15 protein-coding genes and 1 other RNA gene are annotated in these 16368 nt (G+C 69.1%); 6 read left to right on the top strand and 10 right to left on the bottom strand.

Annotated features, from left to right (window positions below):
- The first annotated feature begins 184 nt into the window (after positions 1–184).
- Together hrpB and ACP7C5_RS09265 are read left to right on the top strand one after the other, a co-directional pair.
- Positions 185–2725 (top strand): ATP-dependent helicase HrpB, encoded by a 2541-nt coding sequence (gene hrpB, locus ACP7C5_RS09270; protein ID WP_426264021.1) that lies wholly within the window; start codon positions 185–187, stop codon positions 2723–2725.
- 9 nt (positions 2726–2734) lie between these two features.
- Positions 2735–3016 carry an ETC complex I subunit gene (locus ACP7C5_RS09265; RefSeq protein ID WP_133186327.1) on the top strand — a complete coding sequence of 94 codons (282 nt, stop codon included), beginning with the start codon at positions 2735–2737 and terminating at the stop codon, positions 3014–3016.
- Between the two features lie 39 nt (positions 3017–3055).
- Here the strand turns inward: ACP7C5_RS09265 and ACP7C5_RS09260 are convergent, their stop codons facing one another.
- The 4 genes from ACP7C5_RS09260 to ACP7C5_RS09245 are packed head-to-tail and all read right to left on the bottom strand — an operon-like array spanning position 3056 to position 5741.
- A complete protein-coding gene (locus tag ACP7C5_RS09260; protein ID WP_426264020.1) occupies positions 3056–3568 on the bottom strand; it encodes an NUDIX hydrolase in 513 nt (170 codons plus the stop codon).
- Positions 3565–4248, bottom strand: coding sequence for a TPM domain-containing protein (locus tag ACP7C5_RS09255; protein ID WP_322162461.1), 684 nt, complete (start codon positions 4246–4248; stop codon positions 3565–3567). The genes ACP7C5_RS09260 and ACP7C5_RS09255 overlap by 4 nt, the downstream gene beginning before the upstream one ends.
- Positions 4248–5123: a TPM domain-containing protein gene (locus ACP7C5_RS09250; RefSeq protein WP_426264019.1), complete on the bottom strand. Its 876-nt coding sequence runs from the start codon at positions 5121–5123 to the stop codon at positions 4248–4250. The genes ACP7C5_RS09255 and ACP7C5_RS09250 overlap by 1 nt, the downstream gene beginning before the upstream one ends.
- Before the next feature lie 33 nt (positions 5124–5156).
- The gene (locus ACP7C5_RS09245) at positions 5157–5741 is read right to left on the bottom strand and encodes a LemA family protein (RefSeq protein WP_426264018.1); all 585 of its coding nucleotides are present in this window, start codon (positions 5739–5741) and stop codon (positions 5157–5159) included.
- An 84-nt stretch (positions 5742–5825) separates the two neighbouring features.
- Here ACP7C5_RS09245 and mscL point away from each other — a divergent pair, with 84 nt between their 5' ends.
- Complete coding sequence (mscL, locus tag ACP7C5_RS09240) at positions 5826–6254, top strand: large conductance mechanosensitive channel protein MscL (RefSeq protein ID WP_354287882.1); 429 nt, start codon at positions 5826–5828, stop codon at positions 6252–6254.
- Between the two features lie 39 nt (positions 6255–6293).
- Here the strand turns inward: mscL and ACP7C5_RS09235 are convergent, their stop codons facing one another.
- A complete protein-coding gene (locus ACP7C5_RS09235; protein WP_133186315.1) occupies positions 6294–6725 on the bottom strand; it encodes an RrF2 family transcriptional regulator in 432 nt (143 codons plus the stop codon).
- Between the two features lie 81 nt (positions 6726–6806).
- Here ACP7C5_RS09235 and ssrA point away from each other — a divergent pair.
- Both ssrA and dinB read left to right on the top strand, forming a co-directional pair.
- Positions 6807–7151: a transfer-messenger RNA gene (gene ssrA / locus ACP7C5_RS09230) on the top strand.
- 69 nt (positions 7152–7220) lie between these two features.
- Positions 7221–8327: a DNA polymerase IV gene (gene dinB, locus ACP7C5_RS09225; protein WP_426264017.1), complete on the top strand. Its 1107-nt coding sequence runs from the start codon at positions 7221–7223 to the stop codon at positions 8325–8327.
- 100 nt (positions 8328–8427) lie between these two features.
- Here dinB and ACP7C5_RS09220 read toward each other — a convergent pair whose 3' ends face one another.
- Genes ACP7C5_RS09220 through ACP7C5_RS09210 form a run of 3 tightly spaced genes read right to left on the bottom strand, consistent with a single transcriptional unit; the run spans position 8428 to position 11536 of the window.
- Positions 8428–9816: a UdgX family uracil-DNA binding protein gene (locus ACP7C5_RS09220; RefSeq protein ID WP_426264016.1), complete on the bottom strand. Its 1389-nt coding sequence runs from the start codon at positions 9814–9816 to the stop codon at positions 8428–8430.
- A gap of 10 nt (positions 9817–9826) precedes the next feature.
- Positions 9827–11077, bottom strand: coding sequence for a putative DNA modification/repair radical SAM protein (locus ACP7C5_RS09215; protein WP_133186309.1), 1251 nt, complete (start codon positions 11075–11077; stop codon positions 9827–9829).
- A gap of 48 nt (positions 11078–11125) precedes the next feature.
- Positions 11126–11536 carry a hypothetical protein gene (locus ACP7C5_RS09210; RefSeq protein WP_426264015.1) on the bottom strand — a complete coding sequence of 137 codons (411 nt, stop codon included), beginning with the start codon at positions 11534–11536 and terminating at the stop codon, positions 11126–11128.
- Positions 11537–11702: 166 nt separating this feature from the next.
- On the opposite strand from ACP7C5_RS09210, the gene ACP7C5_RS09205 reads away from it, so the two are divergent.
- Positions 11703–12008 (top strand): hypothetical protein, encoded by a 306-nt coding sequence (locus ACP7C5_RS09205; RefSeq protein WP_133186307.1) that lies wholly within the window; start codon positions 11703–11705, stop codon positions 12006–12008.
- 5 nt (positions 12009–12013) lie between these two features.
- Here the strand turns inward: ACP7C5_RS09205 and ACP7C5_RS09200 are convergent, their stop codons facing one another.
- Positions 12014–15415: a chromosome segregation SMC family protein gene (locus ACP7C5_RS09200; protein WP_426264014.1), complete on the bottom strand. Its 3402-nt coding sequence runs from the start codon at positions 15413–15415 to the stop codon at positions 12014–12016.
- 160 nt (positions 15416–15575) lie between these two features.
- Positions 15576–16352, bottom strand: coding sequence for a thioredoxin domain-containing protein (locus ACP7C5_RS09195; protein WP_426264013.1), 777 nt, complete (start codon positions 16350–16352; stop codon positions 15576–15578).
- Positions 16353–16368: the final 16 nt, after the last annotated feature.

Below are 16368 nucleotides of genomic sequence, written 5' to 3'. Positions count from 1 at the left end.
GAAACTCTGGATGCCCGCCTAGCATCGCGATTGCGGGATATACTAGGACGTTGGGAATGCCGCCGCAGTTCCTTCGCCATGCGTCGATCGATCGCACGATATCGCGCTGTCCCCGTGGCGCGCGATCGGGCAAGGCGCTGCGTATCGTGGCCACCCTTCCCCTTCCACATCTGCGGTGTTTGGCATGACGCTGCCGATCCACGCCGTCCTGCCCGATCTGCTCGCGCGGCTGCGCGACGCGAGCAACGCCGTCCTCGTCGCGCCGCCGGGCGCAGGCAAGACCACCGCCGTCGCGCCCGCTTTGCTTGGCCAAGCGTGGTGCAGCGGCGAGATCCTGCTGCTTTCGCCACGCCGTCTCGCCGCGCGCGCAGCCGCCGAGCGCATGGCGGCGACCGCCGGGCAGGCCGTCGGCCAGACCTTCGGCTATGCCACGCGGATGGATTCGAAGCGTTCGGCGGCGACCCGCGTGACCGTCGTGACCGAGGGCATCTTCGTCGCGCGCATCCAGAACGATCCCGAACTGGCGGGCGTCTCGGCGGTGCTGTTCGACGAAGTCCATGAGCGCAGCCTCGACAGCGATTTCGGGCTCGCGCTCGCGCTCGATGCGCAGGCCGGGCTGCGCCCCGATCTGCGGCTCGTCGCGATGTCGGCGACGCTCGACGGTGCGCGCTTCTCGGGGCTGATGGAGGGCGCGCCGGTGATCGAGAGCGCGGGGCGGATGCACCCGCTCACGCTGCGCCATCTCGGCCGCGCGGCCGAGGCGCGGATCGAGGATTCGATCGCGGGCGCGGTGCGGCTCGCGCTGCGCGAGGAGAAGGGCGGAGTCCTCGCCTTCCTGCCCGGCGTCGCCGAGATCGAGCGCACCGCCGAACGGCTCGACGGGCTCGGCGAGGGGATCGTGCTCCACAAGCTCCACGGCAGCCTCGATCCGGCAGCGCAGCGCGCCGCGATCGCGCCCGACACCGCGGGGCGCCGCAAGGTCGTGCTCGCGACCTCGATCGCCGAGACCAGCCTGACGCTCGACGGGATCGCGGTGGTGGTCGATTCGGGCCTCGCGCGGCGCCCGCGCTACGATCGTGCCGCGGGGATGACGCGGCTCGTCACCGAACGCGCGAGCCAGGCCGCGGTCACGCAACGTGCGGGCCGCGCCGCGCGCCAGACGCCGGGGGTGGCGTATCGGCTGTGGGAGGAAGCCGCGACCGCCGGGCTGCCGCGCTTCGACCCGCCCGAGATCCTCGAGGCCGATCTGTCGGCGCTGACGCTCGACTGCGCGCTGTGGGGCGTCGCCGATCCGCGACAGTTGCGCTGGCTCGATCCGCCGCCCGAGGCCGCGGTGCAGGAAGCGCGCGCGCGGCTCGCGGCGCTCGACGCGCTCGATGCGGACGGGCGCCCGACGCCGCATGGCCATGCGATCGCGCGGCTGCCGCTCGCACCGCGGCTCGGGCATATGCTGGTGCGGGCGGGGGAGCTTGGTCTGGCCGACGTCGCGGCCGAGGTCGCGGTGCTGCTCGGCGAGCGCGGACTTGGCGGGAACGACGTCGATCTCGAAACGCGCCGCCGCCGCTGGCGCAGCGAGCGCGGCCAACGCGCGGAAGCGGGGCGAAAACTGGCAAAACGGTGGAGCGGGCTCGCTCCCCTCCCGCTTGCGGGAGGGGCTGGGGGTGGGCGCGCGCCTTCAACCGGCGCGAACGGCGATAGCGCGCCCCCACCCGCCAACCCCCTCCCGCAAGCGGGAGGGGGAGAAGAAGCCATCGCCATCGCGCTCGCCTTCCCCGACCGCATCGCGCGGCGGCGCGACAATTCCGGCGAGACCTGGGCTTCCGTCGGCGGACGTGGGTTCAAGCTCGACCCAACCAGCAGCCTCGCCCGCGAGGAATGGCTTGCCGTCGCCGAGACGCAAGGCATGGCGTCGGGCGCGCGCATCCTCTCGGCCGCGGCGATCGACCTCGCGACGATCGAGACGCTGTTCGGCGAGCGGATCGCGACGCATCGCACCGTCGCCTTCGACCCCGCCACCGGCGGTATCCGCGCCCTGCACGAACGCCGACTCGGCGCGCTGCGGCTGTCGAGCGGCCACGATTCGAACGCCGACCCCGCTGCTATCGCCGCGGCGCTGCTCGAAGGAGTCCAGGCGACCGGCCTCGCCCGCCTCCCGTGGAGCGACGCCGCGCTCGCGCTGCGCCACCGCGCCGCCTTTGCGCAGGAGCATGGCGGCGCCGAACTCGCGCTCGACGACGCGGCGTTGCTTACGCGCGCCGACGAATGGCTCGTCCCGCTGCTGGCGGGCAAGCGCCGGCTGGACGGGATCGACCCGGGCGCACTGACCGAAGCGCTCCGCACCCTGATCGGCTGGGACGCGCTGAAAACGATCGAGCGCCTCGCGCCGACGCACTTCACCAGCCCCGCTGGCTCGACCCACCCGATCGATTACGATGCCGAGGGTGGCCCGCGCGTCGAGCTGCGCCCGCAGACGCTGTTCGGGCTCGCGACGCATCCGATGATCGCGGGCGGGCGCGTGGCGCTGGTGCTTAGCCTTACCTCGCCCGGCGGCCGGCCGATCCAGACGACGCGCGATTTGCCCGGCTTCTGGGCGGGAAGTTGGTCGGCGGTGGCGAAGGAAATGCGCGGCCGTTACCCGCGCCACCCCTGGCCCGACGACCCCGCCGCCGCCTCTGCAACGCTGCGCACGAAAAACGCAGATGCGCGGCGCCAAGAAGCACGATAAGGAGACGCCATGTCGATCGCCCGAATCTATCAGCGCCCCAAGAACGCCATGTCGTCGGGCCGTGCCCGCACCACCAGCTGGGTGCTCGATTTCGCCCCTGCCGAGGCTAAGCAAGCCGACCCGCTGACCGGCTGGGCCGGCTCGGGCGACACGCGTGACCAGGTGCGGCTGAGCTTCCCGACGCAGGAAGCCGCGATCGCCTATGCCGAGCGCGAAGGTCTTGCCTTCACCGTCGTCGCCGCGCCGACGCGGACGCTCAAGCTGCAAAGCTACGCCGACAACTTCCGCTGACGGCGAGGGTTGGTCGGGGGCGGTTTGCCCCTCGCCGACTCAGCCAGCCAGAATTCCGCCGCTAAGCAGCAGCAGCATCTTGACGTCGATCGCCACGCCCTCGGCGCGCTTGGCGGTGACGAACGCCGCGATCTCGCCGAGCGGGACGCGGTGGACGGTGATGTTCTCGCCCTCGACCCCGCCGCCGGCACTCACCTGCGTCAACCCGGTGGCGCGCACGAGGGTAAAGCCCTCCGAGACCATCCCCGGCGAGGAATGGAAAAAGCCGATCGTTTCGATCGTCGCCGCGGAATAGCCGGTTTCTTCCTCGAGCTCGCGCGCGGCCGAGGTGTGGATGCCCTCGCCTTCGGTTTCATCGCCGACAAGGCCAGCCGGCAACTCCAGACAGCGCTTCCCGAGCGGCACGCGGTATTGCTCGACCAGGATCACCGCGCCATCGTCGATCGCGAGGATCACCGCGGCGGCGATCCCGCGCGCGCGCGCGACATATTCCCAGCTTCCGTCCTTGATGACCTTGATGAACTTGCCGTCCCACACCGTTTCAGCGGTCATACTTCGATCAGCCGGTCGGGAAGTTCGTTGCGGTCGTCGGCGGTCTTGGGGAAGGTTTCGGACAGGATCGTGCCGATCTGCTCGACCGCCGCTGCCATTCCGGCGGCGGGCCGACCCTCGCGCGAGTGCGCGACCAGCGCCGCCATCGCCGCGCCCCAGCGTTCGGCCGGGACCGCGCGGTGGATCGCTTCGTCGGCGACGATTTCGGCCATGCGCTCGTCGCGCGACAGATAGAGCAGGATGCCGACGCGCGCGGTGGTGCGCCGCTCGGCACCGACCTTGAAATACTGGATCGCGCGACGTCGCACGCGCCGCGCGCGCGTCGCCTTCGGCACCAGCGCGATCCGCCACGCGGCACGCCCGAGCGCATAGCGGACGATCAGGAAGACGATCGCCTCGACCACGAGCAGCGCCGACAGCAGCAGCCGCGGATCGGCGGGCGATTCCCACCCGTCCGAAAAGCCTGCGAGCCACCGCTCGATCGCGGCCGGATCGATCGTGAACAGCGCGACGACGAGCAGCATCGCGGCCACCGCATAGTGCAGCGCGGCGTCACGATACTCGTCCGAGCGATCGCTGACGATCGTCACGATCTCGCCGTCGGTCCCCGCTTCGGCGGCCTTGACCGCGGCGAGCACGACCGCGTGGTCCGCCGCCGTGAGATGCGCTGTGCGCGGCATTACCAGTCTCCCGAGGCGCCACCGCCCCCAAAGGATCCGCCGCCACCGCCGGTGAAGCCACCGCCGCCCCAGCTGCCATCAGAACCGCCGCCGCCACCGCTGCCGCCGCCCCAGCCGCCGCCCGAATCGCGACGCGAATCGCCAAGACTGCTGAGCACCGAGCCCCACAACACCGCCGAGCCGATCCCGTCATTATACTGCCGCCCGCCGCCGCGCCGGCGCAGGCTCGACAGGATGACGAAGCCGATCACGAGGCCCCAGAAGATCATCCCGAACGGAATCCCGCCGCCGCCGCGCGATGTGCTGCGCTTGTGCGTCGCATCGAACGCGGCTGCCGCCTTGTCGAGATTGGCCTTCTGTTCCTCGGGCGATGCACGCAACTGCGCGATGACGGCGTCGATGCCGGCCTCCATCGCGCCGGGAATGTCGCTCGGCTGCTTCTTGAGCAGCGGCAGCATCTTCTCGCGGATCATCACGCCCGAAAACGCATCGGTCAGGAAAGGTTCGAGACCATAGCCGACTTCGAGCCGCGGCCCGCGATGCCCGGCGGCCTCGTTCGGCGCGATCATCAGGATCGCGCCGTTGTCGACGTCCTTGAGCCCGACACCCCAGGCACGCCCGAGCCCGACGCCATATTCCGACAGCTCGCGCCCCTGCAGATCGGGGAGCGTGACGACGACCAATTGCCGCTTGGTGTCCTTTTGCAACGCCTCGAGCTTGGCGGTCAGATCGGCCTCGGTCGCTGGCGGCAGGACGTTGGCGGCATCGACCACCAATCCGGTAAATTTTGGATAGGTCTGCGCCGCTGCCGGGACGAGCCACAGCAGCAGCGCGACCAACGTCGCAAGCAAGGCCTGAATCAGGCGCATCGGCATCACATCGCCTTCGGGGCCTTCGGCCCGGTTACTTTAGTTGGTGTTGCCGAAATTGACCGCAGGCGCTTCCTCGGCGCCCGCGCTCGTCGCCTTGAACGGGACGAGCGGCTTTGCACCATAGATCACCTTCGCGCCGATCGCGTCGGGGAAGGTGCGGATCGTCGTGTTATACGCCTGCACGGCGTCGTTATAATCGTGCCGCGCGGTCGAGATGCGGTTCTCGGTGCCTTCGAGCTGCGTCATCAGCGTTGCGTAATTGCCCTGCGACTTGAGCTCGGGATAGGCTTCCTGGAGCCGCTGCAGCGACATCGTCACGCCGGCCTGCGCCTTCTCGTAATTGGCGACCTTGGCCGGATCGTTGAGATCGGCACCCGACACCTTGACTTGCGACGCCGAGGCGCGAGCCTGCGTCACTTCGACGAGGATCGCCTTCTCCTGCGCGCCCGCGGCCTTCACCGTCGAGACGAGGTTGGGGATGAGGTCGGCGCGGCGCTGGTAATAGTTTTCGACGTCGGCCCATTTGGCCTTGGCATTCTCTTCCGCGGTCGGAACGCTGTTGAGCCCGCAGCCAGCCAAGGTGAAGGCGCCGAGGAGAACGAGCGGAGTGCGGTACTTCATATCGTAGGGATCCCTTCAGATCTTGCGTCACCATGATAGCCGGGTACGATGGCCTCGCGAAATGAAATCGGAAGGGGGCTCGCTTTGTTCAAGGAGTTTAAGGCATTCATTGCTCGGGGGAACGTGCTCGATCTCGCCGTCGCGGTGATCATCGGCGCGGCGTTCGGCAAGATCATTACGTCGCTGACCGACGACGTGATCATGCCGGTCATCGGCAAGATCTTCGGCGGACTCGATTTTTCGAGCTACTTCGTCGTGCTCGGCAAGGTGCCGCCCGCGCTCGCCGGATCATCGGATTATGCCGCGCTGAAAAAGGCCGGCGTGCCGCTGTTGGGCTACGGGACGTTCATCACCGCCGCGGTGAACTTCGTGATCGTCGCCTTCATCATCTTCTTGATCGTCCGCGCGGTGAACCGGCTGATGCCCGCCGCGCCCGAAGTCGTCGCCGAGCCGGTCGAGCCGTCCGACGTCACGCTGCTGCGCGAGATTCGCGACGAGCTGCGCCGGCGGTAATGATCGGTAGCCCCTCCCCTTCCGGGGGAGGGGAGTGGGTTACGCCGCGACCAATTCCTCCGCAGTCGCATCGGCAAGACTGGTGCCATCGAGAATCCGCGCGGTCTCGTCGCGCACGCGCATCATCGCGTGGCGGATCGCGCAGGTCGCCTCGTCCTTGCAATCCTTGCACGAGCGGTATGCGGTACGGCTGACGCACGGCACCAGCGCAAGCGGCCCCTCGATCACGCGGATGATCTCGCCGAGCGAAATCAGGTGCGGCGGGCGCGACAGGCAATACCCGCCCATCTTGCCGCGATGGCTGTGAAGGAACCCGGCCTCGCGAAGATCGGCGAGGATCAGCTCGAGGAACTTGCGCGGCACGTTCGCCTCGGCGGCGATGCGGTTCATCGGGATCGGGGGGCTTCCGGCGGGGGCTTGCGCCAGGAACATCATCGCGCGGAGTGCGTAGCGGGAACGTTGCGTCAACATGATATACTAACCCATGCACCCGATTTGTGGCGAGTGAAAGGCGGAAGGTGTCAAACCGGGCCTTTTCATCATGTTGCAACGCCCCTTTTCACGCGGCTGTAACATGCCTATATCGCTCGTGCCGGGCTTGCCCGGCTATGGTGATAAAGTGCGGCGTAGAATAGATGCAGCGGACCCGGGGGCAGTACCCGGCGACTCCACCACACCCCCTCTCTCCAGAGGGGGTGTGACGGGGTCGAACTAGGATCGACGTGTATTGAAAGGCGCTGTTTTTGCCCAGGCTGAGTAACCTGTTCAAGGCTCATAACCACAAGTGCAAACGATAACCATGCACTCGCGATTGCTGCGTAACACTAAGGCCTAACGGTCTAAGTTACTAAGTTAAAAGCGCGGTCCGGGCCGCACCGGGCAACAGAAGCGGACACCGGCGGTCCGGGGGGCACCGAGCAACAGAAGCTCCCCACCTATCCTGCGGCGAGTAGCGTTACGCGAAGCATGGCCGACTCCGACAGCGCCCCGCCGCCGCCCCCGCCGCCCCCGCAGCGCAAGATCATCCATATCGACATGGATGCCTTCTATGCGTCGGTCGAACAGCGCGACGATCCGAGCTTGCGCGGCCGCCCCGTCGCGGTCGGCGGATCACGCGCGCGCGGCGTGGTCGCGGCGGCGAGTTATGAGGCGCGGACCTTCGGCGTGCGCTCGGCGATGCCCTCGGTCACCGCGCTCCGACGCTGCCCCGATTTGGTGTTCGTGCCGCCGCGCTTCGACGTCTATGGCGCGATCTCGCAGCAGATCCGCGCGATCTTCGCCGACTATACCGACCAGATCGAACCGCTCTCGCTCGACGAGGCGTATCTCGACGTCACCGAGGACCGCCACGGCCTCGGCTCGGCCAAGGCGATCGCCGAGCAGATCCGCGCGCGGATCAAGGCCGAGACCGGGCTCACCGCGTCGGCTGGCGTGAGCTACAACAAGTTCATCGCCAAGCTCGCCTCGGACCAGAACAAGCCCGACGGGATCTGCGTCATTCCCCCGGCGCGCGGCGCGGCGTTCGTCGCGAGCCTGCCGGTCAAGCGCTTCCACGGCGTCGGCCCGGTCACCGCGACGCGGATGGCGGCGCTCGGGATCGAGACCGGCGCCGACCTGCGCGAGCAACCGCTCGCCTTCCTCCACGCGCATTTCGGGAGCTATGCCGACTATCTCTACGGCGCCGCGCGCGGGATCGACCATCGCCCGGTGCGCAGCAACCGCGCGACCAAGTCGGTCGGGGCCGAGCGGACGTTCGAGACCGACATCGCGTCCCCTGCCGATCTCCACGCCGCGCTCGACCGGGTCGCCGAGGCGGCGCTGGTGCGGATCGAGCGCCACGGCGTGCGCGGGCGGACCGTGACGCTCAAGCTGCGCTTCTCGGATTTCCGCACGATTACGCGCGCACGCTCGCTCAGTCGCGGGGCGTTCGACCGCGCCAGCTTCGTCGCGGGCGGACGTGCGTTGCTCGATGCGCAGCTTCCGGTGCCGCTCGGCGTGCGCTTACTCGGGCTGACGCTGTCGGGGATCACCGACAACGAGGAAGCGACCGAGCAGGCGACGTTGTTGCTGTAGCGCCCTCCCCGTTCGCCCTGAGCCTGCCGAAGGGCCTTACCGCGCGCCGGTGCTTCGACAGGCTCAGCACGAACGGTGGTATACGCGCCGTCGCCGCCGCCTACGCCACCCGCTCCCCCACGCGCTGCAGATCCTCGACGAAGCGCGCATATTCCGCATCCGCCTGCGCGCGATCCGGGATCCGCAGCAAATAGCTCGGATGCACCGTGATCCACGCCTCGCCCCCACCGGGCAGCGTCAGCGCGCGCCCGCGCTCCTTGCCGATCGTCACGACGCGCCCGAACAGGCTGCGCGCCGCGGTCGCGCCGAGCGCGACCGTCACCTTCGGCCGGACGAGCAATTGCTCCTGCTCGACCCACCAGCGGCACGCGTCGATCTCGCCGGCGTCGGGCTTGGCGTGGATGCGGCGCTTGCCGCGCGGTTCGAACTTGAAATGCTTGACCGCGTTGGTGACGTAGACGCCCGCGCGCTCGATCCCCGCGGCGGCGAGCGCACGGTCGAACACCTGCCCCGCCGGCCCGACGAACGGCTTGCCCGCCAGATCCTCCTGGTCGCCGGGCTGCTCGCCGACGAACATCAAGCTCGCATCGACCGGCCCTTCGCCGAACACCATCTGCGTTGCCGGCCCGTAGAGCGAACAGCGCGTGCACCCCGTCGCTTCACCCCGCAAAGCCGCCCACGCCGCGTCGATATTGTCGCCGATGTCGCGCTTCGTCTGCGCCGTCGCCATCATCCCGCTCTCGCGCGCCTGCGCGCCCGCGATGAGGCCTGGCACCAACGCGGTCTCGGGCATGTTCTTCCAATATTTGCGCGGCATTTCCTTCAGCATCATGCCGATCTTGAGCCGCGCCGGGTTGAAGATCGAGGCGTAATAGGTCTTCCACACTTCCTCGATCGGGTCGCCGTCGGGCGCGTCGCTCTTGGCGGCACCGGGGCCTTCGGCGAGCGTCTCGCCGTCCCAATGCAGCGACAGCTCGGGCGTGAGGATCGACCAGCGCATGCTCGAGAAGCGATCGAGGAAGAAGCCGGCATTGGCGCGCACGATATGATGCTCGGGCTCGAACCAGGCGACGAAACGCGCGACGCCATCCTCGTCGACCTCGCGGAAGCGCAGGAAGGCGCGCATCTTGTGGATGTCCTTGCGCACTTCCTGCGCCAGATGCTCGAGCCGCCGGAGCAGCGGATCGGCATGATCCTCGATCGCGCCAGGTTGCACGCGAATCCGCGTGAGCAACGTGTAGAGCAACGCGAAACGCTCCGGATCGCGGTGGAGGACGGCCTTCTTCGCCAGATCGATAAACGCGCGCGGCACCGCAAAGGCCGGGCCGGTCGGCACCGTCGTGTCGGCGGTCGCCGCGAACAGGTCGGTCGGGTTGCCCGCGCCCTGCCAGACGACGTCCTCGGGCGGCACGCCCGCAGCGGCGAGACTGCGCGCGGCATCGCGCCAGCCGTCGAAATCATCGGGTTCGGCAAGAGTAATCGCGCGCATCAAGCTCCCCTTATGCCGCAAACAACTCCAATTGCTCGGTCTTGGGTGCAACCACCGGTCGCAATTCGGCGCGATCGCTGAGCGCGACCGGGCGCCAGTCCTCGGCGATCAGGAACGGCCGCACCTTCGCGACCGACACCGTCAGCCGTGCGACATCGGCGAGATGCAGCCGCCGCCAGCGCCGCGCGGCCAGGATCGCGGTGACCGCCTTCACCCCGAGCCCGGGAACGCGCAGCAACGCCTCGCGCGGCGCGCGGTTGACGTCGACCGGGAACGACCCACGGAACTTGAGCGCCCAGGCGAGCTTGGGATCGATGTCGAGCGGCAGCATCCCCGTCGTCGCATCGGCCGCGGCGACGACATCGGCGGGCGTGTAGTCGTAAAAGCGCATCAGCCAGTCCGACTGGTACAGCCGGTGTTCGCGCATCAGCGGCGGGCGCTGGAGCGGGAGCACAGCACTCGCATCGGGGATCGGGCTGAACGCCGAATAATAGACGCGACGCAGGCCGAAGCGATCGTACAGCGTCGACGCCTTGGTGACGATGTCGCCGTCGGTCGCCGCATCCGCCCCGACGATCATCTGCGTCGATTGCCCGGCGGGCGCGAAGCGCGGCGCCGATTTGAAGCGCTTCTTAGCGTCGCTCGTGTCGAGGATCGCGGTCTTGGTATCGCCCATCGCGCCCTCGATCCGCGCCGCCGACTTTTCGGGTGCGAGCCGAGTCAGTCCCGCGACGGTCGGCAGCTCGACATTGATCGAGAGGCGATCGGCATGCAGCCCCGCCTGATGGACGAGTTCGGGATCGGCATCGGGGATCGTCTTCAAATGAATGTAGCCGCGGAAATCATGATCCTCGCGCAAGCTCCGCGCGACCTCGACCATCTGCTCCATCGTATAGTTCGACGATCCGATGATCCCCGACGAGAGAAACAGCCCCTCGATATAATTGCGTCGATAGAAGGACAGCGTAAGCCGCACGACCTCCTCCGCGGTGAAGCGCGCGCGCCGCACGTTCGAGCTCTTGCGGTTTATGCAATAATGGCAGTCGAAGATGCAGCTGTTGGTCAGCAGGATCTTGAGCAGCGAGATGCAGCGGCCATCGGGCGCATAGGCGTGGCAGATGCCCATCCCCTGATCGGTCGAGCCGATCCCCTTGCCGTCGCGCGACGTACGCTTCACCGATCCCGAAGAGGCGCACGACGCATCGTATTTGGCGGCGTCGGCAAGGATCGCGAGTTTCTGCTGGACGTCGAGCTGGGCCATACGTTCGATATATGTTCCGCGCCGCCCAGACGCAACCCAAGTTAGAAATCAGAAGCCCGAATGAAGCCCCACCCGCTTCTCGTGCGTCACGTCGCTCTTCGAGCCGACCAGCCGCCCGGCCTTGCCGTCGACGCATTCGACTTGCGCGACGATCCGCACCCAACGTCGCTTGCCGTCGATCTCGATCTCGGCGTCGAGCATGAAGCCGGTCTTGTCGCGGATCGCAGCCATGCGCAGACATTCGAGCGCGATGCGCGATTCAGGTGTGTAGCATGCCGCCGCCGTGGCGCGATCGAGCACGCTGCCGCGCGGGAACCCGAACAGATCGTAGACGCCTTCGCTCCACGTCAGCGTTTCCGTTGCGAGGTCGCACGCCCACAGGCCGGTTTTCACCATCGTCGGCATGGCCGCGTATGGAATGATGTCGCTCTGCGGCCCGTTGAGTATGGCATCGTTCATGCACGTTGCCTTGCCTTGCCCATTTCACCGTTCATTTCACCCGCCATATTGCTCAACAAAGGTTAATCAAATGATCGCCAATACGAGATTGTTCGCTCGGCGATGCAACCCTCGCCGCGACGGAACGTTACGCACCCGAATAGGGTCAAAAAGGGATTATACCATCATGCGTCACCTCTTCCTCTCGCTCGCCGCCGCTTCGCTCGTCATTCCGGCAACGATGGCCCTCCCCACCGACAAGGCCGAAGCGCGCAAGCATCGCTATTACGGCAAGTCGAACCGCCATTATTCGTGCCGCCGTTCGTCGGGCACGACCGGCCTGCTCGTCGGCGGTGCCGGTGGTGCGCTCGCTGGTAACGCGCTCGGCGGCGGCGTGCTCGGCACGGTTGCTGGCGGCGTCGGCGGTGCGCTCCTCGGCAAGCATCTCGACAAGCGTCACGACGCTGCGCAGAACCGTCGCAACGGCTGCTGATTGACCTACTCGGCGGCGAGGAGGCTTTCCGCGCCGCCGAGATCTACCGAGACGAGGCGGCTGACGCCTTGCTCGACCATCGTTACCCCGAACAGCCGGTGCATCCGGCTCATCGTCACCGCATTGTGCGTCACGATCAGATAGCGTGTCTGCGTTTCGCGCGTCATCGCGTCGAGCAGCCCGCAGAAGCGTTCGATATTGGCATCGTCGAGCGGCGCGTCGACCTCGTCGAGCACGCAGATCGGCGCCGGGTTGGTGAGAAACAGCCCGAAGATCAGCGCGACGGCGGTCAGCGCCTGCTCCCCACCCGATAGCAGCGTCAGCGACTGGAGCTTCTTGCCCGGCGGTTGCGCCATGATCTCGAGCCCGGCCTCGAGCGGATCGTCCGAATCGATCAGTTCGAGATGCGCGCTGCCGCCGTTGAACAGCGTCGTGAACAGCCGCCGGAAATGCCCGTCGACCGCTTCGAACGCGGCAAGCAGCCGCTGCCGTCCCTCGCGATTGAGCGTGCCAATCGAGCCGCGCAGCCGGTTGACCGCGAGCCCAAGCTCCTCGCGCTCGGCGGCATTGCCCGAACTTGCCGCCTCGAGTTCGGCGAGCTCGGTCTCGGCAACGAGATTGACCGGGCCAATGCGATCGCGATCGAGCATCAGCTTTTCGTGGGCTGCGGACTCCTCGGCCGGGCTGCGCACCGCGCCACCGTCGAACCCGACACGCTCGGGGAGCAGCACCGACGGGCATTGAAAGCGCTCGCCCGCCAGCCGGTTCATCTCGACGCGGCGCAATTCCTGGTTTTCCGCACGTGCCGTCGCGCCGGCGCGCGCTTCGCGGGCTTGCGCCAGCGCCTCCGCCGCCGCTGCCGCGCGCGCTTCGGTGTCGCGCAGCGTGGTTTCGGCGGCGCGCTCGGTCCTCGCGGCGTCCTCGGCCTCGGCGCGCGCAGCGGCGTGCGACAGTTCGAGCGCTGCCACCTCGTTCGCGAGCGCCTCGGGTCGGCCAACCAGCGCTTCGGCTTCCACGGCAAGCTCGACATCGCGCTTGTCCATCTCGGCGATCCGCCGCGCCGCTTCGCCCGCGCGCGTGCGCCAGCCTTTCGCCTCGGCCGCCATCGCCGCGAGCCGCTCGCGCGCGCTCGCGACATCGCGGTCGACCCCGGCACGATCGGCGCGCGCGGTCGCGATCGCGCTGCGCCGTGCCTCCGCCTCGGCCGACAGCGTGCGGACGCGCTCGCGCGTCGCGCTGCCGTCGGGGAGCGCGGCGTGCAGCGCGGTCGCGCGCGCGACCTCGGCCCCCGCCTCGTCATGCTCGGCATCGATCCGCGCGCGCCGCGCGGCCAGGTCGGCACGCTGCGCCTCGATCCGTTCGATCGCCGCGGTCGCGCGGTCTTCCGCGCGCGCAGCCTCCCTGGCGCGCGTTTCCGCGCTTTCCAGCGCACGCCGCGCCGCCACTGCCGCCGCACGCGCGTCAGTGATCGTCGTCGCAATCCGCGCGAGCTCGGCATCCGCCGTCTCGACCGCCAGCGCCGCCGCGGGACGCAGTGCAGTGATCGCGCGCAAGCGATTGATCCGCTCGAGCCGCTCGGCCGCCGCCGCACCACCCGACTTGGCGACATAGCCGTCCCAGCGCCGCAGCACGCCGCCGAGCGTCACCAGCCGCTGCCCGACGGCAAGCGCAACGCCGTCATCGCTGTCGACCACCACGATCTGCGCCAGCCGCCGCGCGAGCGCCGCCGGCGCCTCGACGTGCTGCCCGAGCGGCACCGTTCCCGGCGGCGGCGGTGGGTCGCCCGGCACGACCACTGCGCCCGACCAGTGCCGCTCGCCCGCCGAATCGAGCCCGGCTTCGAGATCGTCCCCGAGCGCCGCCGCCAGCGCGCGCTCATAGCCCGGCTCGGGCTGGACCTGATCGAGCAGCCGGTCGCGACCGTCGCGGCGCGTCGCCTTGGTCAGCGCGGTCGCTTCGCTGTCGAGCGCGGCGAGATCGGCATGCGCCGTCGCGCGCGCCGCTTGTGCGCCGTCGCGTTGTCCGATGCTGGCGCGCTCGTCGGCATCGGCGCGGGTGAGCGACGCGCGCGCATCCTCGCCGTCGTTGAGCGCCTGGGTCCGTGCGGCGACAGCCGCGGAGCGCTGCGCGACCAGCGGCGCGGCATCGCCAAGCGCCGCAGCCTCGGCGGTCACGCGCGCGAGATCGCGCGCGCTGCGCTCGGCGCGCGCGCGCGCTGCCGAAAGCGCCGCATCCGCCACACGCGCGTCGGCTGCCTCGGTCGCTTGCGCGGCGAGCGCTTGCGCAAGCGCGACCTCGGCGTCGCGTCCGGCGCGTTCGGTATCGCTCAGCCGCGTCTCGAGCTCGGGCATGCGCGCGATCGCCGCGGCAAGCGCCGCATCGAGCCGCTTGGTCTCGTCGGTCAGGCGCGCGATCGCCTCGGCGGCGTCGCTCGCGAGCGACCCTTCGCGCGCGCGATCATCGGCGAGCCGCAACCGCGCCGCCGCAAGCTCCTGCGTCCGGCGCACCGCCGCGGCCTGTTCACCGCGCAATCCGCCGAGCCGGTGTCCCGCTTCGCTCGCCGCCTCGCGCAGCGCCTGTGCCGCGCCGCGCGCCTGCGCCAGTGCCTCGGTCGCTGCCAGCGCATGGGCGGCGGCGGCGCGCTGCGCCTCGGCGGCGGCAACGACGCTCGCCTCGCACGCCACCGCCTCGGCCTTCGCCGCATCCGCCGCCGCTTGCGCATCGCGCCAGCGCGCGAAGATCATCCGCGCCTCGGCGATGCGGATCTGGTCGGAGAGCGCGCGGTAGCGTTCGGCCTGCCGCGCCTGCCGCCTGAGCGCGTTGGCGCGGCCGTCCTGCTCGGCGATCAGTTCGTCGAGCCGGGTCAGATTGGCTTCGGTCGCGCGCAGCTTCTGCTCGGCGTCCTTGCGGCGGACGTGGAGCCCGGCGATGCCTGCCGCCTCCTCGAGCATCGCGCGGCGTTCCTGCGGCTTGGCGGCAATGATCGCGCCGATCCGCCCCTGGCTGACGAGCGCGGGCGAATGCGCGCCCGTCGCGGAATCGGCGAACAGCAACGCGACATCCTTGGCGCGCACGTCGCGTCCGTCGATCCGGTAGGCGGAGCCCGCCCCGCGCTCGATCCGGCGGACGACTTCGCTTTCCTCGCCCGCTGCCTCGATCAGCATCGACACTTCGGCGAAATCGCGCGCGGGCCGCGTGTTGGTGCCGGCGAAGATGACGTCGTCCATCCCCGCACCGCGCAGCGACCGCGCCGAGGTCTCGCCCATCGTCCAGCGCAACGCCTCGAGCAGGTTCGACTTGCCGCAGCCATTCGGCCCGACGATGCCGGTCAGCCCCGGCTCGATCCGCAGATCGGCCGCGTCGACGAAGCTTTTGAAGCCCGACAGGCGGAGCCGCTTGATCTGCATTCAGAGCCCCCCGGCCGGAGTGGAAACAGCGGGGCGTCCTTCCAACACTAGGCCGTCCCCCCGGGCCTGTCCCGGGGTCCACCGTCGTCGGCACCCCATGATCGCGGACCATGCGGCACCGTGGATGCCGGGACAAGCCCGGCATGACGGGCTAGGTGCGTTACGCCCCGGCGCGCTTCAGCGCCGCCTCAACGTCGGCCCAGGTCACGCCGTCGACCTTCGCGCCGTTGATGATGAAGGTCGGCGTACCCGTCACCGCCGCGCCGTCACCCTTGCTCATCATGCCGATGATTTCGTCGAGCGCCGCCTTGTCGGCGATGCACGCGCGCGCCTTGGCCTCGGGGATGCCGCGCTGCTTCACGAACTCGACGTAGCCGAGATAATCGCCCCACGCGGCAGCGGCCTCGTTCGGCGTCTTGCCCTGGAGCTGCGTCTGCAGCGCGGTGGTCGCCGCCTGGTCGGCGAGCTTCGCCTCGAATTGCGGCTGCGCCACGTACATCGCTTCGAGCAGCGGGAAGAAGGTCGCGGTGCCGACGCAGCGGCCGAGCAGGCTCGGCGCGAAATCGGGCTGGCCGTGGACCAGATAGTCGCGGAACTCGTAACTCACCTTGCCGGTCGAAACGTAATTGTCGGTCAGCGGCTTCTGCCCGGTCTGGCCGAACGCGCCGCAGGTCGGGCACGTGCGCGAGCCATATTCGACGACCTTGATCGCCGCATCGGGATTGCCCATCCGGTAGCCGCCCTCGGGCGTCTTCACGACGGTATCGATCCACTTCTGCCCGGCGGCCGAAGGCGTCACTGCCGCGGTGCTGGTGCCCGCAACGGTGCCGCCCGACGTCGTGCCGCCGGCGCTGTTGCCGCTCGAAACGGCATCGGTTCCACCGCACGACGCGAGCGACAGCGCGGCAACCGCGGCGAACAGGATACGAGGGGTCATCGATAGGCTCCTAGTC

This window comes from Sphingomonas sp. PWP1-2 (assembly GCF_049898305.1).
Classification (GTDB): domain Bacteria; phylum Pseudomonadota; class Alphaproteobacteria; order Sphingomonadales; family Sphingomonadaceae; genus Sphingomonas; species Sphingomonas glacialis.
The sequence above is the reverse complement of the archived record's forward strand: the minus strand, read 5'-3'. Positions and strand labels throughout refer to the sequence as shown.